The 20,823-nt window shown below is 74.6% G+C and carries 13 protein-coding genes and 1 riboswitch; of the genes, 7 read left to right on the forward strand and 6 right to left on the reverse strand.

The window, feature by feature from the left end:
* Positions 1–52: 52 nt before the first annotated feature.
* On the reverse strand, positions 53–1,267 hold the full coding sequence (locus tag ACFYOV_RS12650) for an NlpC/P60 family protein (protein ID WP_389086309.1): 1,215 nt from the start codon (positions 1,265–1,267) through the stop codon (positions 53–55).
* A gap of 7 nt (positions 1,268–1,274) precedes the next feature.
* Positions 1,275–1,447: riboswitch (cyclic di-AMP (ydaO/yuaA leader) on the reverse strand.
* A 281-nt stretch (positions 1,448–1,728) separates the two neighbouring features.
* On the opposite strand from ACFYOV_RS12650, the gene pcrA reads away from it, so the two are divergent.
* The gene (pcrA, locus tag ACFYOV_RS12655; protein ID WP_389086311.1) at positions 1,729–4,212 is read left to right on the forward strand and encodes a DNA helicase PcrA; all 2,484 of its coding nucleotides are present in this window, start codon (positions 1,729–1,731) and stop codon (positions 4,210–4,212) included.
* 95 nt (positions 4,213–4,307) lie between these two features.
* Here pcrA and ACFYOV_RS12660 read toward each other — a convergent pair whose 3' ends face one another.
* Positions 4,308–5,858 (reverse strand): M23 family metallopeptidase, encoded by a 1,551-nt coding sequence (locus ACFYOV_RS12660; protein WP_389086314.1) that lies wholly within the window; start codon positions 5,856–5,858, stop codon positions 4,308–4,310.
* 398 nt (positions 5,859–6,256) lie between these two features.
* Positions 6,257–7,123, reverse strand: coding sequence for an esterase/lipase family protein (locus ACFYOV_RS12665; protein WP_389086317.1), 867 nt, complete (start codon positions 7,121–7,123; stop codon positions 6,257–6,259).
* A gap of 488 nt (positions 7,124–7,611) precedes the next feature.
* Here ACFYOV_RS12665 and ACFYOV_RS12670 point away from each other — a divergent pair, with 488 nt between their 5' ends.
* Entirely contained in the window at positions 7,612–8,031 is a 420-nt protein-coding gene (locus ACFYOV_RS12670; RefSeq protein WP_389086319.1) for a cobalamin B12-binding domain-containing protein, read from the forward strand.
* A 377-nt stretch (positions 8,032–8,408) separates the two neighbouring features.
* On the opposite strand, the gene ACFYOV_RS12675 is transcribed toward ACFYOV_RS12670, so the two are convergent.
* Positions 8,409–10,310 carry a DUF5691 domain-containing protein gene (locus ACFYOV_RS12675; protein WP_389086322.1) on the reverse strand — a complete coding sequence of 634 codons (1,902 nt, stop codon included), beginning with the start codon at positions 10,308–10,310 and terminating at the stop codon, positions 8,409–8,411.
* A 112-nt stretch (positions 10,311–10,422) separates the two neighbouring features.
* Positions 10,423–11,766, reverse strand: coding sequence for an SWIM zinc finger family protein (locus ACFYOV_RS12680; RefSeq protein ID WP_389086324.1), 1,344 nt, complete (start codon positions 11,764–11,766; stop codon positions 10,423–10,425).
* Between the two features lie 133 nt (positions 11,767–11,899).
* On the opposite strand from ACFYOV_RS12680, the gene ACFYOV_RS12685 reads away from it, so the two are divergent.
* The 3 genes from ACFYOV_RS12685 (at position 11,900) to ACFYOV_RS12695 (ending at position 17,041) form a co-directional block, all read left to right on the forward strand.
* Positions 11,900–13,075, forward strand: a complete 1,176-nt coding sequence (locus ACFYOV_RS12685) for an AAA family ATPase (protein ID WP_389086327.1) — start codon at positions 11,900–11,902, stop codon at positions 13,073–13,075.
* A gap of 67 nt (positions 13,076–13,142) precedes the next feature.
* On the forward strand, positions 13,143–15,854 hold the full coding sequence (locus ACFYOV_RS12690; protein WP_389086329.1) for a DUF5682 family protein: 2,712 nt from the start codon (positions 13,143–13,145) through the stop codon (positions 15,852–15,854).
* A gap of 23 nt (positions 15,855–15,877) precedes the next feature.
* Entirely contained in the window at positions 15,878–17,041 is a 1,164-nt protein-coding gene (locus tag ACFYOV_RS12695; protein ID WP_389086332.1) for a VWA domain-containing protein, read from the forward strand.
* Positions 17,042–17,290: 249 nt separating this feature from the next.
* Here ACFYOV_RS12695 and ACFYOV_RS12700 read toward each other — a convergent pair whose 3' ends face one another.
* On the reverse strand, positions 17,291–17,641 hold the full coding sequence (locus ACFYOV_RS12700) for a hypothetical protein (protein ID WP_389086334.1): 351 nt from the start codon (positions 17,639–17,641) through the stop codon (positions 17,291–17,293).
* Positions 17,642–17,720: 79 nt separating this feature from the next.
* Here ACFYOV_RS12700 and ACFYOV_RS12705 point away from each other — a divergent pair, with 79 nt between their 5' ends.
* Positions 17,721–18,431 (forward strand): hypothetical protein, encoded by a 711-nt coding sequence (locus tag ACFYOV_RS12705; protein ID WP_389086337.1) that lies wholly within the window; start codon positions 17,721–17,723, stop codon positions 18,429–18,431.
* Positions 18,432–18,655: 224 nt separating this feature from the next.
* Positions 18,656–20,506 (forward strand): hypothetical protein, encoded by a 1,851-nt coding sequence (locus ACFYOV_RS12710; RefSeq protein ID WP_389086339.1) that lies wholly within the window; start codon positions 18,656–18,658, stop codon positions 20,504–20,506.
* Positions 20,507–20,823: the final 317 nt, after the last annotated feature.

Genomic DNA, 20,823 nt, shown 5'->3' on the forward strand with positions numbered 1-20,823 from the left:
GCCCCGACGGTGATCGTCGGGGCGGTCACCGCAGCGGCCCCCAGGGGGCGGGTCAGGCCGGGCGGACGACGCTGTGGATGGACGACTCGCCGTCGTAGTAGATCGACTCCTCGCGGACGTAGGTGCCCGGCTTCGGGGCGTGGATCATCATGCCGTTGCCGATGTAGATGCCCACGTGGGTGACGTCGTCGTAGAAGAAGACCAGGTCACCGGGGAGCGCCTGGGACAGGGGGACGGTCGTTCCGGCGTTCACCTGGTCGTAGGTGGTCCGGGGGATCGTCACCCCGGCGGCCTTCCAGGCGGCCTGGGTCAGCCCCGAGCAGTCGTAGGACCCCGGGCCGGTGGCGCCCCAGACGTACGGCTTGCCGATCTGCGCGCGGGCGAAGGCCAGGGCCTTCTCCGCCTTGGTGGCGTACGAGGAGTCCGTCGAGGGTGCCGTCGGAGTCGTCGTCGAGTCCGATCCGGTCGACGTGCCGGACGCCTCCGACGTCCCGGTCTCCTGTTGCGCGGCCTCCTGCTGGGCCGCCTCCCGGGCCGCCTCCTCCCGGGCCTGCTGCTCCTCCGCCTGCTGACGGGCGAGCTCGGCGGCCTTGCGGGCGGCCTCCTCCTGCTTCTCCTTCTCGATCGCCGCGAGGCGTGCCTTCTCCTCGGCGGTCAGCTGCGACATCAGCTCGCGCGCGGCGGAGAGCTTCTTCTGGACGGTGGCCTTGGCCGTCCTCAGGTCGTCCTGCGACTCGGTGAGCGTCTGGAGGCTCTCGGTGGCCTCCCGGCGCTTCTCCATCGTCTTGGACTGCTGGGTGACGTAGTCGTCGACCGCTTCCTTCTGCCGGCCGGTCAGCCGGTCCATCAGCTGGTTGCGGTCGAAGTACTCCTGGGGCGAGTCCGCGAGGAGGAAGGTCGCGGTCTCGGGAACCGCCGTGCCGGTCCGGTACTGGGCCGCGGCGAAGGAACCCAGCTCCTCGCGCGCCTCGTTGAGCTTCTGGGTGCGCTGGGCCACGTCGTCGAGGAGGACGTCGACGCGCTTGCGCTGCTTGGTCGTCTTCTCCTTGGCCGCGTTGTACTTCTCGGTCGCCGACTCCGCCTGGCGGTACAGGTCGTCGACCTTCTTCTCGACTTCCTCCAGGCTCGGCTTCCCGTCGTCGGCGGGAGCGGCGTTGGCCGTCTGGGACAGCAGGGCCACGGAGGTCAGGGCGGCCGTGGCGAGGGCCGGGGTCCGTATGCCTGCCACGCGCGTGCCGGGGGTGCGCGACTTGCGGTGCGACGCCAAGGGAGGCGACTCCTTCCACGTTCCGCCTACCGGGTTAGCTGTCGGGTTCGGGCGGGTGCTTCGGAAGGTGTTGCCCTACGGCCGCTCCGGCGACGGAGTGGGCCGATTCACCCCAAGGTCTCGGTTGGGTCCCCGGCTCCGGCTGCCATGGCGGCAGGCAGGACTCGGCGGAGGCCGCGCGGCCCGGCGGGGTTCGCCGGTGGGGGTCGTACGGCCCGCCCGCACCGTAGCCAACTCCTGTGGCCCCTGTGAAGGTTGATGGGTGATATGCCCGATACATTTTCGTGACCTGCCCCGGGGGGTCACCCACGGTGACAAGGTCGTGCTGGAGGGTGCGGGGACCGGCTCCCGGGACGGGGCGGGACCGGAGGCCGCCGGAGGACGCCGGAGGACGCCGGAGGCCGGGGATGTCCCCGAGGTGGCGGCGGGCTGTCGGTGGGGCGCCCTAGACTCGGAGAGCGATGAGCAGCCTCTTTGACGACAGCTTCCTGGCGGACCTCCAGGCCCAGCGGGGCCCCGTGGACGAACCTCCGCCGCCGCCCGAGGACGATCACGTACCGGAGCCGATCCCGGACGATCTGTTCGGCGGGAAGTTCGACGTGCCGCCGGACCGGGACACCCACTACCGCGACGGAGCCCCGCGCCCCGTGGTGGATCCCGCCGCGCTCCTCCAGGGGCTGAACGACAACCAGCGCGCCGCCGTCGTGCACTCCGGCTCCCCCCTGCTCATCGTGGCCGGCGCCGGCTCCGGCAAGACCCGGGTGCTGACCCACCGCATCGCGTATCTCCTCGCCGAGCGGGGCGTGCACCCGGGGCAGATCCTCGCGATCACCTTCACCAACAAGGCCGCGGGCGAGATGAAGGAGCGCGTCGAGCAGCTCGTCGGGCCGCGCGCGAACGCGATGTGGGTCATGACGTTCCACAGCGCCTGCGTGCGCATCCTGCGCCGGGAGAGCAAGAAGCTCGGCTTCACGTCGTCGTTCTCGATCTACGACGCGGCCGACTCCAAGCGCCTGATGGCCCTGGTCTGCCGCGACCTGGACCTCGACCCCAAGCGCTTCCCGCCCAAGTCCTTCAGCGCCAAGATCAGCAACCTCAAGAACGAGCTGATCGACGAGGAGGACTTCGCCGCCCAGGCCACCGACGGCTTCGAGAAGACCCTCGCCCAGGCCTACGCGCTCTACCAGTCGCGGCTGCGCGAGGCCAACGCGCTGGACTTCGACGACCTGATCATGACGACGGTCAACCTGCTGCGCGCCTTCCCGGACGTCGCCGAGCACTACCGCCGCCGTTTCCGGCACGTCATGGTCGACGAGTACCAGGACACCAACCACGCCCAGTACGCCCTGGTCCGCGAGCTGGTCGGCACCGGCGCCCACGACGAGGACGTCCCGCCGTCCCCGGACGACCTCGCCCCGGCCGAGCTGTGCGTCGTCGGTGACGCCGACCAGTCCATCTACGCCTTCCGCGGCGCGACGATCCGCAACATCCTCCAGTTCGAGGAGGACTACCCGGACGCCACCACGATCCTGCTGGAGCAGAACTACCGCTCCACCCAGACGATCCTCAGCGCCGCCAACGCGGTCATCGAGCGCAACGAGTCCCGCCGTCCCAAGAACCTGTGGACCAACGCGGGCGCGGGCGCGACGATCACCGGCTACGTCGCCGACACCGAGCACGACGAGGCCCAGTTCGTCGCCGACGAGATAGACCGCCTCACCGACACCGGCGAGGCCAGGGCGGGCGACGTCGCCGTCTTCTACCGCACCAACGCCCAGTCCCGCGTCTTCGAAGAGGTCTTCATCCGCGTCGGCCTGCCCTACAAGGTCGTCGGCGGCGTCCGCTTCTACGAGCGAAAGGAGGTCCGGGACGTCCTGGCCTACCTGCGGGTGCTCGCCAACCCCGAGGACTCGGTGCCGCTGCGCCGCATCCTCAACGTGCCCAAGCGCGGCATCGGTGACCGCGCGGAGGCCATGATCGACGCCCTCGCCCAGCGCGAGAGGATCAGCTTCCCGCAGGCGCTCAAGCGCGTCGACGAGGCGTACGGCATGGCCGCACGCTCCACGAACGCCGTGAAGCGGTTCAACACGCTGATGGAGGACCTCCGTACCATCGTCGAGTCCGGTGCCGGTCCGGCGACGGTCCTGGAGGCGGTCCTCGAACGCACCGGCTACCTCGCCGAATTGCAGGCCTCCACCGACCCGCAGGACGAGACCCGGATCGAGAACCTTCAGGAACTCGCCGCCGTCGCCCTGGAGTTCGAGCAGGAGCGCGGCGAGGGAGAGGCGGGGACGCTGGCCGACTTCCTCGAGCAGGTCGCCCTCGTCGCCGACTCCGACCAGATCCCCGACGAGGACGAGGACGGCTCCGGCGTCATCACCCTGATGACCCTGCACACCGCCAAGGGCCTGGAGTTCCCGGTCGTGTTCCTGACCGGCATGGAGGACGGCGTCTTCCCGCACATGCGTGCCCTCGGGCAGACCAAGGAGCTGGAGGAGGAACGGCGCCTGGCCTACGTCGGCATCACGCGCGCCCGGGAGCGGCTCTACCTCACCCGGTCGACGATGCGCAGCGCATGGGGCCAGCCGTCGTACAACCCGCCCTCGCGCTTCCTGGAGGAGATCCCGGCCACGCACGTGGAGTGGAAGCGGACCGGCGCGAGCACGCCCATGGCCTCCGGGCCGGCGTCGGGCGTGGCCGCCTCGCTGTCGTCGTCCCGTTCGCGCTCGTCGGCATCGGGCGCGTCCGGGTTCGCCACCCGCCGCACGGCCGAGAAGCCGGTGGTGTCCCTGGCGGTCGGGGACCGCGTCACGCACGACCAGTTCGGGCTCGGCACCGTGGTCGCGGTGAAGGGGACGGGCGCGAACGCCGAGGCGACGATCGACTTCGGCGACACCAAGCCGAAGCGGCTGCTGCTGCGGTACGCGCCGGTGGAGAAGCTGTAGGCCCCGTGGCGGCACGGTAGTGGCGGTACGGAGAGGGGCCCTTGCCGTTCGACGGGCGGGGCCCCGGCTGCCGCGCTGAGGCCGGTGACGGGGTACTAGGCCGGGTCCAGGCCGTGGCTGCGCAGCCACGCGAGCGGGTCGATCGCCGAGCCGCCCCCGGGTCGCACCTCGAAGTGCAGGTGCGGGCCGGTCGAGTTGCCGGAATTGCCGGAGTACGCGATCCGGTCGCCGGCCTTCACGGTCGCCCCGGTGGGGACCTGGTAGGTGGAGAGGTGGCAGTACCACGTCTCCGTGCCGTCCTTCGCGGTCACGATCATCATGTTGCCGTACGCGCTGTTGTACTGCGTGCGGACCGTGCCGTCGGTCGCGGCCAGCACCGGGGTGCCGTAGGACACGGGGAAGTCGATTCCGCTGTGTACCGACATCCAGTTGATGCCGGACTGGCCGTAGTAGGCGCTGAGCCCGTGCTGGGCCACCGGGAGCGCGAACTTGGGGCGCAGCCGCTCCTTGCGTGCCGCCTCCTCGGCGGCCCGCTTGCGCTCGGCCTCCTGCTGCGCCTTGAGGTCGATGCGCTCCTGGGTGCGGCTGGCCCGGTCGGCGAAGTCGTCGGCACCGGCGGAGAGGCTCTGCAGCTGGGTGTCCAGCTTGTTGTTGGCGGTGGCCGGTTTCACCGGCTGGGCGTCCGCCGCGGTGGTGGCCGTGTCCTTGGTGCCGCCGTCGGTCAGACCGCCGACGGAGGCCGCGGCGATCCCGGCCACGCCCATGACGCACGCCGACGGCACGGCGACCGTCAGCAGGGCGGAGCGCCTGGGGGGCGTGCGGCGGCGGGAGCGGGAGCCGCTGCGGGAGGCTGCCCGGGAGGACGGGGCCGGGACGGCCTCCTCCTGGTCGTCGAGCAGCGGGGACAGCGCGGGCAGCTCACCGGTGTCGCCCGGTTCGCCGGGGGCCGGTGCCTCGTCCGTGGCGCGGTCGTGGGTGTCCTCGGGGACAGCATCGAAGGGCTGGGACGGGTGCCGGTCCCCCGGCTGCTCGAAGCCGGCGGCTCCGTGCTGGTCGAAGCCCGCGGCCTGCGGTTCGTAGGCGTCGGGCGCCGGGGTGGCGGAGGCGCCGTCGGAGTTCCACTGCGTGGCGTCGTAGACACCGCTGTCGAAGGTCTGCGTGCCCCAGTCCCACTGCTGCGTCCGGTCGCCGGGGTTCTGGGACTGGTCGGGCTGGAGCCAGGCGCCGGCGTCCCACTGGCCGCTGGTGTCGGGCGCCCCGCCCTGCGCCGGGATCAGCGGCATCTGCTGCCCGGTCGTCCAGCCGGTGGCGTCGTAGGCGCCGGTGTCGTAGGCGGCGTGGGACTCGGCCGAGTAGGCACCGTAGTGGGCGGTTCCCTGGCCGTCCGTCGGCCAGTGGCCGGTGTCGTACGAGCCCGTGTCGTGGCCGTTCGCCGGGAGGTCGCCGAAAAGGGGATCGGTGGAGAAGGATCCCGTGGTGTGCCCGGTACCGAAGCCGGTCGTGGCAAAACCGGTGGCGTCGTAACCGCCGTACGTGGTGAAGTCGCCGTACGGGGCTTCCTGGGTGCCGTACGACGCGTAGTGCGCCGAGGCGGCGTCGGAAGCCGGAGCCGGGGCCATGGTCCCCGACGGGTGACGGTCGTTCACCAACTTCTCTTTCGCCTCGACAACAGGGGCTGCCAGAGCAGTGCGGCGACTGTACCCGGCGGTACACGGGCACGACAATCTTCGGCAGGTTTCGGCCTCGCTGGAAACGGGCATTCGGTCGTGTTTTGGCGGAGTGCGGGCGCGGTCTTGGCTCTTTGTTCGAAGCCTGTTCGAGGTTTAGTGGGTGTCGGGGGCCGGAAGTCGGCTGTGCTGAGCGGTTGTTGTTCCCGTGAGGGTGTCGTGGCGTTCGGGACACAACCGGCATAAGCCCCGGGCGTGTCGCCCCGCGCGGCCCGGCGTTCCCCGCTCGGGCCACTGTCACGGGCTGTGGGGCACCGTCGGAGCGCCGTCGGAGCGGGCCTTGCCTCACGCCCTCGTCGCACCGCCGCGGACGGGCCTCACGCCACGGTCAGACCGCCGGCCCGGCCGGTGGAGGGTTCTCCCGGCCGGGCGGTGTCCAGCGCCTGGCGGATGCCGGTCGCCACGGCGGGGTGCACGGGCAGCGCGAGATGCCCGACGCCGCTCACCCGGACGTTCTGCACCGTCAGGTCGGGGTGCTCGATGCAGGCCGCCTCCAGCGGATCCATGATGTGGTCGAGGTCGCTCCAGAAGGCCACGAAGTGCGTACGGCAGCCGGGCGCGGGCCGGGCGAGCTCCTCGAGCACGGGCGAGCCGGGGCGCATCTGGCGCACGATCGGGTGTGCGTTGGCCAGCGGCGCCACACGCGTGCCGGCATGCGGGGTGCCGAGCGTGACCAGCGTCCGCACCCGGGTGTCACCGCCCAGCCGCTGCACGTAGTACCGCGCGATCAGCCCGCCGAGGCTGTGGCCGACCACGTCGACCTGCCTGCTGCCCGTGCGCTCGCACACCTCTTCTATGTGCCGGCCGAGCAACTCGGCCGCGATACGGATGTCGCAGGTGAGCGGCGAGTAGTTGAGCGACTCGATCCGGGTCCTGCCGTGCTGGGCGAGGCTGCGGCGCAGCAGGACGAAGACGGAGCGGTTGTCTATGAAGCCGTGCAGCAGCACGACCGGCGGCTTGGCCTCCACCGGCAGCTCGGCGGCCCCGTCCGGCGCGGGGAGGACGCCCGGCCGGTCGCGCCGCTCCTGGACGATGCCGGAGGGATAGAGGAGGAGGTGGCCGGCCAGGATCGCGAGCTCGAGGGCGGTGGCCTTCAGCAGTGCCAGGGAGAACCCGGCCAGGCGGTCGGGCAGGAGACTCCGGCACAGCGGGAGGAACGGGAGAGCTGCCCTGGTGACCTTCATGGCCGACCTCCTGTCGGCACGCGGAAGGACAGCCCTGTCCCCCGTGTGCCCTCATGGGGAAGCACGACGCAAGCCTCAGCCGGTGCGCGGGTGCGGAGCGCGGTGTGGGTGGGGTGCTGCGGCGGCCCCGTCGCGGATCCCTGGTGCGCGCCTTCCCCTCGCCGCCCGTGGGCCGTCGCGGATGGCGACGCCCGGACCGCGGCGACCGGGAACGGTGCGCGGTGAACGTGTCCCACTGTGTGATTTCCCCCTCCCTGTGCACCGTGAAACTGCCGGTTGCGCGATGCTGTAGATAACGTTCGTTCACTTCCCCGGTCGGTCCGGGACGGGGTGTCCGTGCCGCGGTGGCCCACCCGGCGCGGTGGGCGACGGAATATGCGGTACACGCGGTGTGTACGACCTGTGCGAAGCGCGTGACGTGTACGGCATGAGTGATGTGTGCGGTACTTGTCGATACGGATGGATGTAGTCGCTTCATGGAGGCAGTGATGGGTGTGGCAGCCGGTCCGATCCGCGTGGTGGTGGCCAAGCCGGGGCTCGACGGCCACGATCGCGGGGCCAAGGTGATCGCGCGGGCGCTGCGCGACGCCGGTATGGAGGTCATCTACACCGGGCTCCACCAGACCCCGGAACAGATCGTGGACACCGCGATCCAGGAGGATGCCGACGCGATCGGGCTGTCCATCCTCTCCGGGGCGCACAACACGCTCTTCGCGGCGGTGATCGAGCTGCTCAGGGAACGCGACGCGGCGGACATCCTCGTCTTCGGCGGCGGGATCATCCCCGAGGCGGACATCGCCCCGCTGAAGGAGAAGGGCGTCGCGGAGATCTTCACCCCGGGCGCGACCACGGCGTCGATCGTGGACTGGGTCCGGGCGAACGTCCGCCAGCCCGCACAGGCGCAGTAACCGGAAACGGCCTCCAGCGGGCGCCCCGGCGCCCAGCAGGGCGGCCGCGGCGGGGGGTGCTCCCGCGGTCGCTGCCGGCCGGGCTCCGGGCCGGGCCGCCGCCCGCCCTTGCCGGACCGTCCGGCCCTGCGCCGCCGGGTGCGCCCGCGGGCCGAGGGCCCGCTGGGGCGTACGGTCGCCCGGCCGGTGGCCGGAGCCCGACCTCGGTGCGGTGCGGGTCGCCGGTGTGGTGCCGGGCCGGGAGACGGTCCCCCGTGCCGGGGGCCGGTCGCGACGTTCCGGCGCGCCGCGGACCCGGCCCGCGCGGGCGGGCGGCATGGGGTGCCGCCGTGGCCGGCGTGTGCCGGGGCCGGCCCGGGCCGCCGGGTCGATGCCGCTCAAAGCCCCGGCGCACTCAGTTCCTCGAGCATCGCCGCCCGCAGGCGCAGCGTCGTGACCAGGCGCTGGAAGGCCTCCGACCAGTAGCTGCCGGCTCCGGGAGACGCGTCCTCCGGCTCGTCCGGTACCGCCAGCAGCGCGTCGAGACGCCCCGCCTCGCCAGGGTCGAGGCAGCGTTCGGCCAGGCCCATGACTCCGCTGAAACTCCATGGATAACTCCCCGCGTCCCGCGCGATGTTGAGCGCGTCGACCACCGCCCTGCCGAGCGGCGCGGCCCACGGCACGGCGCATACCCCGAGCAGCTGAAACGCCTCGGACAGTCCGTGCGTCCGGATGAACCCGGCGACCCACTCGGCGCGTTCGGCGGCGCCCAGCGTGCCGAGCAGCTTGGCCCGCTCCGCCAGGGACACGGCCCCCGGGCCGCCGGCCTCCGGGGCGGAGGGCTCCCCGAGCAGCGCTCTCGACCAGTCGGCGTCCCGCTGCCGCACCGCCGCCCGGCACCACGCCGCGTGCAGCTCGCCCTGCCAGCCGTCCGCCACCGGCATCGCCACGATCTCCTGCGGTGTGCGCCCGCCGAGCCGCCGCGTCCAGGAGCCGAGCGGTGCCGCCTCGACCAACTGACCCAGCCACCAGGAGCGTTCGCCCCGTCCAGTGGGCGCCTTGGCCACCACGCCGTCGCGCTCCATGTCCGCGTCGCATGCGTGGGGCGCCTCCACGGCGATGACCGGTGCGTCGCCCGTGTGGTCCACGGCCACGCAGGCACCGGCCCGGACCGCCATCCGCGCGGCGAGCGCCGAACCGGGCAGCGCCGACAGCAACTCGGCCGCGGTCGCCCGCACGTTGCGGCTGCGGTCGGCCAAGGCCTGTTCCAGGAACGGCTCGTCGTCCGGACCGAGGCCGGTGCGCAGCGAGTCCAGGAACATCAGCCGGTCCTCCGCCCGCTCCGTCCCCCAGGTCGTGGCGAGCAGTTCCCGCGCGGCGGCCGGCTCACGGGAGCGCAGGGCACCGAGCAGGGCGACGCGCTCGGCGAACAGGCCCTCCTCCCAGAGCCACCGGATGTCGTGCGTGTCCTGCGGGCCGGGCAGCGCCGTGCCCCCGCCCGGTGCCGCGCGCAGGGCGAACCGCCAGTCCGGATTCAGCCGGGCCAGCCACAGGGCGCGCGGCCCCGCGAACTCCAGCGCCGCCGGACGGAGGTCCGTGCGTCCCCGCGCGGCGTCCAGGAGCGCAGGGAGGGTCTGAGGGGGCGCCGCGAAGCCACGTGTGTTCGCCGCCGCGAGCCACTGGGGCAGCAGTTCCATCAGGTCCGGGGCCGATCCGCGCCGGCCGCCACCGGCCGCTCCGGGACGGTCGGCGAGCAGCATCGAGAGCCTGCGGGCCGCCGCCGGCGGCAGCGGTGGGCGAGGGTCCTCGGGCGCGGGCCGGGGCCGCTTCGCCGCCGGCGCCGGCCGCAGCCCGGCCCGGCGCCGGACGGTCGCCACCGCCGCCGCGTCGAGCAGCGCCACCGGCGCCTCGGGGCCGGGCACGGAGCCCGCCGGCGTCCGCCGGTCCGTGCCCAGCAGTGCCGTGGTGACAAGGTCCTCCCAGGCGCCGGGAACGTTGGCGTCGGCGGTCCCGGGGTGTGTGAGGGAGGGCGCCGCGGAGGCGGTGGCGGGTGGGTCCGGGGCGGCCGGGGCGGCCGACGCGGTTCGGGCGGCGGCGTCCGCGTCGGTCGTGACTGCTGCGTCCGTCGTGACTGCTGCGTTTGTCGTGCCCGCAGCGTCCGACGCGGGTGCCGTGTTCGACGGGGGCGCGGCGTGCGACAGGGGCGGCGCGTGCGACGCGGCCGCCGTGGCCGCCTCTCCCGAGCGGACCGCAGCAGGGTCCACGACGGCTCGGTCCACAGCGGCAGACGTCCTGCTCATGAGCTTCCTTTCCGTCGGGCGCCCCGGAGCGGTCGAAGCCTCACTCGCGCCGAGTGTCCCGTGATGACCGAAAAATGCATGGGTCGCAGGAGGGCGAAGTGACGCGGGTGCGTCAGCACAGGGGCACCGCCTCACCAGGTCCCTCCGGCCATGCCGCCAAGGGGGTGAACCCCTGATGGCCGCACTCGCCGAAGACGGTGACCGGTCCGCCGCCCGACAGGGCGACGAGACGCCACAGGCCCGGGCGGGACCTCGCCGCGGGTGTCAGCGGCAGCGCGCCGTCCTCCTCGGCGTCCGCGAGCTGCCAGGAGTCGCCGTCAGGTGTCGGTATCACCCGGCCCAGGGTCACCGGCACCGAGTCCAGCCAGGGATCGTCGCGCAGCGCCTCGCCGTAGCGCACGGCCGCCCGGGTCGTGGTCAGGCCCGGTGGCCGCACCGCGGTCGGGACGGGCGCCGCGAACCGCTCGCCCAGGGATGCCCGCACCTGCCCGGCTCCCGGATAGGCGGACAGCTCGGCGTCCAGGGCCAGCCCCACCGGCAGTGCCAGCTCCGGAGCCCGACCGGCGGCTCCGTGGGACAGGAGCAGCGCCGTGCGCCGCGAGTCCGTGCCGTACACCCAGATACGGCGGGTCGTCAGACGGGTGTCCGCCGTGTCGTACTGGGCGAGGACCAGCCAGCGGTCCCGCACCGGCGGGCCGTCCGCCGAGGTGGGCAGGCCGACCCGGGAGCGGACCGTCGCCGCCAGCCCCTCCGGCAGCCTCTCCCGGCGCAGCCAGCCCTGGTCGAGGAGGTGCAGCAGGGCGCACTCCTCGAGCAGCCGCACCGGCCAGCCGGGGCCGGTGCCCGGGATCGCGCCCAGCTCCCGCACCCGGGCGGCCAGCCCCTGCGCCTGGGCGTCCACCATGCGGGCCGCCGTCTCCTCCCACAGGCCGTACCCGGACCGTTCGGCCGCCGCCAGGCCAGCACGCAGCAGATCGGCCAACCGCTGCTCCAGCTCCACCGCGCCCGCGGTGACGCGCGCGGCCCGGCGCTCCGCCCTGCGCCGCGCCGCCTCCGGATCGGCGGAGGCGGCGTCCGAGGGGTGCGCCGTCTGCTTCCGGTCGGCGCGCCGGCGTCTGTCCTCGAGCCACCGCTCGGCCCAGTCCGGCGTCCGCCCCCGCGGCACCGCCCCGTCCTCGCCCGCCCAGAGCAACAGCAGCCCGAGCGCGTGCTTGCACGGGGACTTGCGGCTCGGACACGTGCACCGGTACGCCGGTCCGGCAGGGTCGGCGATGTCCACGACCGTCCGGTACGGACTGCTGCCCCTGCACAGCCCCCACACCGCCCCCTCGCCGGAACTGCCGGCCTCGGACCACGGCCCGGCCGTGCCGAGTTTGCTTCCCGCTGTGCGCGACGCGGTGTCAGGTGCCAGTGCCAGCACCTGGTCCGCGGTCCAGCGCGCCCCCTGCTGAGTCATGTCGTCGACGGTAGGTCCCGCCACTGACAATCCGCCCAGCGAGCGTCTTTTCGCAGGTCAGAACGCATTGTCAGTGGCGTGGTGCACGGTTGGTGGCAGATCCGAACCGGCCGAGCTGGAGGGGGACTCACCCATGCCTGTGTCCGTTGGAACGACGTCCGTCGACACGGGTCCGTCCGCGGTGACGGGAGCCTCCGCGGGGACGGGAGCGCCCGCGTCCGGGGCAGCCGCGGAGGCGCTGCGGCCGCACGCCGAGGACGCCTTCGCCGCCGAACTCGCCGCGCTGGCTGCGCAGGACGACCGGCCGCGCCCGGCCCGCTGGAAGCTGTCGCCGTGGGCCGTGGCGACCTATCTGCTCGGCGGCACGCTGCCGGACGGCACGATGATCACGCCGAAGTACGTGGGTCCGCGCCGCATCGTCGAGGTGGCCGTCACCACGCTCGCCACCGACCGGGCCCTGCTCCTGCTCGGCTTGCCCGGCACGGCCAAGACGTGGGTGTCCGAGCACCTGGCCGCAGCGGTCAGCGGGGACTCGACCCTGCTGGTGCAGGGCACCGCCGGCACTCCTGAGGAGGCCATCCGCTACGGCTGGAACTACGCGCAACTGCTCGCCCACGGCCCCAGCCGGGACGCCCTGGTGCCCAGCCCGGTGATGCGGGCGATGGCGGAGGGCATGACGGCCCGCGTCGAGGAGCTGACCCGCATCCCCGCGGACGTGCAGGACACGCTCATCACGATCCTGTCGGAGAAGACGCTGCCCATACCGGAACTGGGCCAGGAGGTGCAGGCGGTCCGCGGTTTCAACCTGATCGCCACGGCCAACGACCGCGACCGCGGGGTCAACGACCTGTCCAGCGCCCTGCGCCGCCGCTTCAACACCGTGGTGCTGCCGCTGCCGGCGACCCCCGAGGCGGAGGTCGACATCGTCTCGCGGCGCGTGGACCTGATCGGCCGCTCCCTCGACCTGCCGGCGGTGCCCGACGGCATCGACGAGATCCGCCGCGTGGTCACCGTCTTCCGCGAGCTCCGCGAGGGGGTCACCACCGACGGACGCACCAGGCTCAAGTCGCCCAGCGGCACGCTGTCGACGGCCGAGGCGATCTCGGTCGTCACCAACGGCCTCGCCCTGGCCGCGCACTTCGGTGACGGGGTGCTGCGGGCGGGCGACGTGGCCGCTGGCCTCCTCGGCGCGGTCGTCCGCGACCCGGCGGCGGACCGCGTGATCTGGCAGGAGTACCTGGAGACAGTCGTCCGCGAACGGGAAGGCTGGAAGGACTTCTACCGGGCCTGCCGGGAGGTCGGCGCGTGAACGAACGGGGGTGGGCGGCCCGCCGGCGATCGGCGTGGCCGCCCGGTGACGGAGCGAGGGGGACGGCGTGACCGACGCGGACAAGGCCGGGCGGAGCCGCCCGGGCGCCGGGCCGCTGCTGCTCGGGGTGCGGCACCACGGGCCGGGCTCGGCGCGGGCGGTGCGGGCGGCACTGGACGAGGCCCGGCCGGGAGTCGTGCTCATCGAGGGCCCGCCCGAGGCGGACGCCCTGATCCCGCTCGCCGCCGACGAGGGCATGCGGCCACCGGTCGCGCTGCTCGCCCACGCGGTGGACGAACCCGGCCGCTCGGTGTTCTGGCCGCTGGCCGAGTTCTCCCCGGAGTGGGTCGCCATCCGCTGGGCCCTGGAACACGGCGTCCCCGCCCGCTTCATCGATCTGCCGGCCACGCACACCCTGGTGTGGGAGAGGGAACCGGGGGTCGAGGCGGACAGCGGCCGGGCCGAGCCGGGGGCCTCCGGGAAGGGGGAGACCGGCCCGCGGGGGCGCGGTACCGGAGCGGGGGAGGGCTCCGGCACGGCGGCGAGGGGAGGGTCCGGCACCGGTGCGGAGGGCGGCGCCGGTACCGGTGCGGGGGACGGCGCAGCGGCCGGGGCCGGCCCCGGGGCCGCCACGGCCGCGCCCGGCTCGGGCCCCGCCATGGACCCGGCCGGTGCGCCTGCCTCCGGGCCCGAGGCCGGCTCTGGCGTCGATGGACCCGAGGGGATGGTGCCCGGCGTCGACGCGTCGCCGGACGGCGACGCGCATGGTGCCCGTACCGGGTCCGACGGTGCACCCGGCGGAGAGGAGGCCGCCGGGGCCGGGGCGGGGGTGCGGATCGATCCGCTGCGCGTGCTGGCCGGGGCCGCGGGGTACGACGACCCCGAGCGGTGGTGGGAGGACGTCGTCGAGCACCGGGGGGTGGGCGAGGGCGACGCGCTCGCGCCGTTCACCGTGCTCGAGGAGGCCATGACGGCGCTGCGGGACGCCTACGGAGACGGAGGACACGGGCGGGACCTCGTGCGCGAGGCGCACATGCGGCTCCGGATCCGCGCGGCGCAGCGGGAGTTCGAGGGACGGGTGGCCGTGGTGTGCGGGGCGTGGCACGTGCCCGCGTTGCGGCGGAGTCCCACCGTCGCCGCCGACCGGGCGCTGCTGAAGGGCCTGCCGAGGATCAAGGCCGACATGACCTGGGTGCCGTGGACCAACCGCAGGCTGTCCCGGGTGAGCGGATACGGCGCGGGGATCGACTCGCCCGGCTGGTACGGCCATCTGTTCGGCTCGCCGGACCGGCCGGTCGAGCGGTGGATGACCAAGGTGGCGGGACTACTGCGGGCCGAGGACCGCATCGTCTCCTCCGCGCACGTCATCGAGGCCGTGCGGCTCGCGGAGACGCTGGCCGCGATGCGCGGGCGTCCGCTTCCCGGTCTGGGCGAGACGACCGACGCGGTGCGGGCGGTGATGTGCGAGGGCTCCGACGTGCCGTTGGCGCTGGTGCACGACCGGCTGGTCGTCGGTGACGTGCTGGGGGCGGTGCCGGTGACCGCGCCCGCGGTGCCGCTTCAGCGGGACCTGGCGCGCCTCCAGCGCAGTCTGCGGCTCAAGCCGGAGGCCGCGGAGCGCGAACTGGAGCTGGACCTGCGCAAGGAGACCGACGCCGGGCGCGGCAGGCTGCTGCACCGGCTGCGCCTGCTCGGCATCGGATGGGGCGAGCCGGCGGCCTCGCGCGGAAGCACGGGCACGTTCCGGGAGACGTGGCGGCTGCGCTGGGAGCCGGAGCTGTCCGTGCGGGTCGCCGAGGCCGGCGTGTGGGGGACGACCGTGCTCGGCGCCGCGACGGCCAAGGCCGAGGCCGACGCCGTCGGCGCCCAGGGCCTCGCCGAGGTCACCGCGCTCGCGGAGCGCTGTCTGCTGGCCGACCTGCCGGACGCCCTGCCCACGGTGATGCGGGCCCTCGCCGACCGCGCGGCCCTGGACACGGACGTCGGCCACCTCGCCCAGGCCCTGCCTGCCCTGGTCCGTTCCCTGCGGTACGGCGACGTGCGCGGTACCGGCACCGCGGCGCTGGCCGAGGTGGCCGCCGGACTCGCCGAGCGGGTGTTCGTGGGCCTGCCCCCGGCCTGCGCCGCGCTGGACGCGGACGCCGCCGAGGAGATGCGGCGCCACGTGGACGCGGTGCACGGGGCGGTGGGACTGCTCGGCGACGCTCCCGCACCCGGCCACGGGGACCTGCGGGCCCGCTGGCAGTCGGTGCTGCGGACCCTGTCGGCACGGGACACGGTGTCCGGCGTCGTACGGGGGCGTGCCGTGCGGCTGCTGCTGGACGACGGCGAGCTGGCGCAGGACGAGGCGGCACGGCTCATGGGGCTGGTGCTCTCGCCGGGCACACCGCCGGCGGACGCGGCCGCGTGGATCGAGGGATTCGTCGGCGGCGGCTCGGGGGGCGGCATGCTGCTGATCCACGACGAGCGGCTCCGCGCCCTGGTCGACGCGTGGCTGACGGGGGTGCCGGCGGAGGCGTTCACGGACGTGCTGCCGCTGCTGCGGCGGACGTTCTCGGCGTACGAGACCGGGGTGCGGCGCACCCTTGGCGAACTGGTGCGGCGGGGACCGGGGACGCGCGGCGGTGCGGGGGCGGCCGGGAGCGGGGGCACACCCGGTTTCGCGGCCGAGCCGGACACCGGGCGCGCGGACGCCGTGCTGCCGGTCGTGCGGCTGCTGCTGGGACTGGACGAGGACGGCGAGGCAGCGAGCGCCGCGGTGGCGGGGGTGCCGGCATGACGGTGCCCGGTGGAGGGGGACGGATGACGACCGGGGCGACGGACGCGGCGCAGGAGCGGCTGCGGCGCTGGCGGCTGGTGCTCGGCGGAGACGCGGCGGACGGCACCGGCTGCGCCCTGTCCGGACGGGACGCCGCGATGGACGGAGCGCTCACCGCGCTCTACGGCCAGGGGGGCAGGCCGCGGGCGGGACGCGAGCGAGCGGCGGGCCTGGGGGCGTCCGCGCCGTCGGTGGCGCGCTGGCTGGGGGACATCAGGACGTATTTCTCCTCCTCCGTCGTCCAGGTGATGCAGCGTGACGCCATCGACCGGCTCGGGCTCGCCACGCTGCTGCTGGAGCCGGAGATGCTGGAGACGGTAGAGGCCGACGTGCACCTGGTCGGCACGCTGCTGTCGCTCAACAAGGCGATGCCGGAGACGACGAGGGAGACGGCCCGCGCCGTCGTGCGCAAGGTCGTCCAGGACCTGGAGCAACGGCTTGCCACCCGCACCCGGGCCACGCTCACCGGCGCTCTCGACCGCAGTGCGCGCATCGACCGGCCCCGCCACCACGACATCGACTGGAACCGCACGATCGCGGCCAACCTCAAGCACTACCTACCGGAGTACCGCACGGTCGTGCCCGAGAGGCTCGTCGGATACGGCAGGGCGTCCCGGTCGGTGAAGAAGGAGGTCGTGCTCTGCATCGACCAGTCGGGCTCGATGGCGGCATCCGTCGTCTACGCGTCGGTGTTCGGTGCGGTGCTCGCGTCCATGCGGTCGCTCAGCACGCGGCTCGTCGTGTTCGACACGGCGGTCGTCGACCTCACCGACCGGCTCGACGACCCCGTGGACGTGCTCTTCGGCACCCGGCTCGGCGGCGGTACGGACATCAACCGGGCACTGGCGTACTGCCAGTCGCAGATCACCCGGCCCGCGGAGACGGTGGTCGTGCTGATCAGCGACCTGTACGAAGGGGGCATCCGCGACGAGATGCTCAAGCGGGTGGCGGCGATGAAGGCGTCGGGGGTGCAGTTCGTGACACTCCTCGCGCTGTCGGACGAGGGAGCGCCCGCGTACGACCGGGAGCACGCGGCGGCGCTCGCGGCACTGGGGGCACCGGCGTTCGCCTGTACGCCCGACCTGTTCCCGGAGGTGATGGCGGCGGCGATCGAGAAGCGGCCGCTGCCGATACCGGACACGGTGTGAGCGCGACCGGTCGATGAGTCGATGAGTCGATCGGGCGTCGTCCGACGTGTGTCGGCGAAAAGGGGAACAAGGGGACATGACTACCCATCGGTAACCGAGGGGTTGCGCGACCTCCGGACTCGCGTGCGAGTATCGACGCCGCCTGATCCTCGACGCGTCTCGCCCGACCCCGCGACGCGTCCCCGCACGTCCCGCCGTCCGGAGGAAGCACCCGCTCTTGACCTGGTCAGCAGCTGTGTCCAGTGCCGCTCAGCGCGTACCGCGCTCCGCGGCCGGGCGGCGTGCGCTGCAGGTGGCGCTGCTGGTGGGCGCGGTGTTCGTGCTCGGACTGCTGTGCGGGGAGCGGGCCCGGGCGGCGGAGGGCCTGCCGCCGGGTGCGGCGTCGGCGCCCGACGGGCTCCGGTCCGCGCCGGCCGCGGCGGCGGACCCGCTCCGCGCGCCGACGAGCCGGGTGAGCGAGGTGAGCGACGCAAGCGCGGCGATCGGAGTGCGGAGCCCGAGCGGCCCGCACCGCACGAGCACCCCGAGCACCCCGACCTCGAGCACCCCGACCTCGAGCACCCCGACCTCGAGCACCCCGACCTCGAGTACTTCGAGCACCTCGAGCAGCTCAAGCCCCCTCAGCCTCCCGAGCACTCCCGGCAGCGCCGACGAGGATGAGGCGGCGTCCGCTGTGTCGGTGCCCGGCGCTGTGCCGGTGTCCGGCGAGGAGACCGCGTCGCCGGACCGGCCGGTGAGCCCGGTGGCCCCGGCGATCGAGGTGTCCGGGGTGACCGAGGACGTCGCCCGGGCCGTGGGCGAGCGGGTCGTGAGCCCGGTCCACGACCTGGTGGGCGCGGTGGCCGAGGCGCGGCAGGACGTGCCGCCGCTGTCGTCCCTGCCCTGGCCGCCGGACGTGCCGGGGGTCCACCAGCCCGCGCCGCTGCCCGAGCTGCCGCAGCTGCCCGGCGTCCCGTCGCCCACCCTGCCCCCGCCCGCCGGCCCCGAGCCGTGGCCCGGGGCCACGCTCCCGCCGTCGACCGATCTGCCGTCCCCCTCCGACGGTCGCCGGGGCGGGCAGGACGGCGCCGCCGTGCACGGCCCGGCACACGCCATCACGGGGACCCTCGCCCTGGCCGGGGCGCACGACGCCGACGGGCCCCACCCCGCTCCGCAGGATGCCGCGGCGCCCGCCGGACCGGCCCCGGCTCCTCACGTTCCCGGCGGTCCGCACGACGGCTCGGTGGGCAACCGGTCCGCCGCCGACACCGGCGGCTCACGGCACGGTGACGCGCAGGCCGTCACCGCCGATCACCGGGCACCGCTCCGGCTGCTGCCCGGCGCCGTCGTACGCGCCGAGGCGACGCAGGCACGGGACGGATACCGGGACGTTCCCGTCTCCCCCGCCTAGGGCGGACCTCCCCTCGCCGCGGACCCGCGGCCGAGGGCGGAAGAGGTCTGCCCGTCCGGACACCCACCGGGCTCCGGGCGGAAACCGCCGGCCACCGCGGAGGGCACCTCCGCGCAGGGGTCCCCGAGGACCACGGCCCGGCGGCCGGAAATGTCCCCCAGCCTCCGAACTCCCGGCGTCTGCCGGGTGCTCGGGACTCCAGGATCCAAGGATCTGACGTACTCATGAACAAGAACATCCGACGTTCCATCGTCATCGCCGCCGGTGTCACCGGAGCATGGGCGCTCGGCTCCGCCGTCGCCGGCGCGGAAGAGCTGCCCGCGTCCTCCCTCTCGGCGCCCGACGCGACCACCGACGCCGCGGACGGCGTGACCGACGCCGCCGTCACCATCACGGACGGCGTCAGCGGTGCGGACGGCACCCTCGTCGCGGCCGCCGGCACCGTCACCGACACGGGCGCCCACGCGACCGCGCCGGTCGCGGCCCCGACCGGCGCCACGACCGGCACGGCGGCAGACACCGCAACCGACACCGCAACCGGCATCAAGGCCCACGCCACCACCGTCACCGGGGCCGTCACCGCGGCGGGCGCCGGTGTCGACGCGCGCCCCTACGCGTCCGTGGCCGAGTCCGCCCCGCGTGCCGCGCAGCTCAAGGGTGCCGCCGCCTTCCAGGGCGCGAAGGCGGCCCGTGCGGTGCAGGGCGAGGCCCGCTCCCTCGGCGCTCAGGACGTCGTCGACTACCTCTTCGGCCCCCTCGCCGCCTTCGCCCCCGAACTCGAGCGCGAGATCCTCGCCGCCGCGTGGGGCACCGCCGAGGGCGCGCAGGACCGTGCCGCCGGTATCGGCAGCACGGCTCACGACGGGGCCACGCGGGCCACGACCGCCGCCCGCGCCACCGTCTCCCCGGTGCCCGGGCGTCTCGCCACGACGGCCGGAGCCGCCCCGGACACCCTCGCCGGAGCCGCCCACAGCACCCTCCTCCCCGCTACCGCGGAAACCGCTCACGCCGTCCTCCCGCCGCTCGCCGGAGCCGCCGTGGACGGTGCGGCACCGCTCGCCCACGAGGCAGTGGCAGGGACCGTACCGGTCGCCGAGCGGGCCGTGGGCGGAGTCGCTCCGGTCCCCGGTCGCGGCGTCGCCGGCGTCTCGGGCGCGGTGGGGCACGCCGTGGACGGGGCGACCCCGGTCGCCGGCCGTGCCGTCGGCGGGGTGGGGCGGACCGCCGGGCACGCCGTGGAGGCCGCGGGCGCGCTGGCCCACGGGGTCGCCGGGGACGTCGCACCGGTCGCGTACGGCACCGTCCGGGACGTGCCGGGCGTGGCCACGGCTGCCGTGGGAGAGGCGGGTTCCGTCGCCGGGGACACGGTCGGCGAGGTGACGCCGGTGGCCGGTGGTGCCGTCGCCGGGGTGCGGCCGGTCGTGGGCGGGGTCGTCGGGGACGTCCCCGCGTACGCCGCCGGTCTGGCCGGGCAGGCGGCCGGCGACACCACGGGCGCGGTGCTGCCGCCGGTCGTGGGCACCGCCGTGGACGGGGCGCTGCCGGTCGCCGGGCGGGCCGTCGCCGACGCGGGCGGGCTGGCGTACGGCGTCGTGGGGGACGTGCGGCCCTTCGCCGGCGGTGTCGCCGGTGCCGTGCCGCCGCTGGCCCACGGGGTGGCCGGGCAGGCCGTGCCGTTCACGGAGGGCGTCGCGGGCGAGGTGCCGCCCTTCGCGGCCGGGGTGACCGGTGCGGTGCGGCCCGTCGTGGACACCGTCACCGGGACGGTCGGCCCGGTGGCCGGGGGCCTCGGGGGCAGTGCCGCGACGCTGGCCCACGGTGTCGCCGGCGAGGCCGGTCCGTTCGCGGACGGGGTGACCGGCGAGGCCGGCCCGTTCGTCCACGGGGCGGCGGGCGCCGCCGTGCCCTTCGGGCAGGACCTGACCGGCACCGTCCGTACGGGTGCGCAGCCGCTCGCCGATCACGCGGTCGGCGGAGGACGGGGCGTCGCCGCGTCCGTCATGCCCGGCTACCTCCCGGACGCCGGCTTTCCGGATGCCGTGAACGGGAGCCTCGACGGCCCCTACGGCATCTGACCGGTCGGTAACCGAAAGCTCCGCAGCGCGTCGAGCCCCGGACGGCCGAAAGCCGTCGGTCTGTCCGGGAGAGAGCCTGCGGAAGGGGGCGGCCGGTCCCCATTGGGGTGGGGACCGGCCGCCCCCGCACCCTCGGTGAGCTGGGCGTCCGTCGCTCGCCGGGGTGGTACGACAGGCCTCACCGGGTCAACCCCAGCCCGGTGAGGCCCTTCACCCCCGGCACGCCGTGCCAGAGAACGCGACATCGTGTGACAGGTATCACCGCTCACGTGTGACCCGCGATTTAGAGACCCCCGGCAAGCGGCGATAACCTGCGA

Origin of the sequence: Streptomyces sp. NPDC005931, assembly GCF_042871235.1 — a bacterium.
Classification (GTDB): domain Bacteria; phylum Actinomycetota; class Actinomycetes; order Streptomycetales; family Streptomycetaceae; genus Streptomyces.

Coding starts and splice junctions, on each gene's coding strand:
- ACFYOV_RS12675 (WP_389086322.1), bottom strand. CDS start 10,310: ATGAGCAGGACGTCTGCCGCTGTGGACCGAGCCGTCGTGGACCCTGCT.
- ACFYOV_RS12670 (WP_389086319.1), top strand. CDS start 7,612: ATGGGTGTGGCAGCCGGTCCGATCCGCGTGGTGGTGGCCAAGCCGGGG.
- ACFYOV_RS12685 (WP_389086327.1), top strand. CDS start 11,900: ATGCCTGTGTCCGTTGGAACGACGTCCGTCGACACGGGTCCGTCCGCG.
- ACFYOV_RS12665 (WP_389086317.1), bottom strand. CDS start 7,123: ATGAAGGTCACCAGGGCAGCTCTCCCGTTCCTCCCGCTGTGCCGGAGT.
- pcrA (WP_389086311.1), top strand. CDS start 1,729: ATGAGCAGCCTCTTTGACGACAGCTTCCTGGCGGACCTCCAGGCCCAG.
- ACFYOV_RS12695 (WP_389086332.1), top strand. CDS start 15,878: ATGACGACCGGGGCGACGGACGCGGCGCAGGAGCGGCTGCGGCGCTGG.
- ACFYOV_RS12710 (WP_389086339.1), top strand. CDS start 18,656: ATGAACAAGAACATCCGACGTTCCATCGTCATCGCCGCCGGTGTCACC.
- ACFYOV_RS12680 (WP_389086324.1), bottom strand. CDS start 11,766: ATGACTCAGCAGGGGGCGCGCTGGACCGCGGACCAGGTGCTGGCACTG.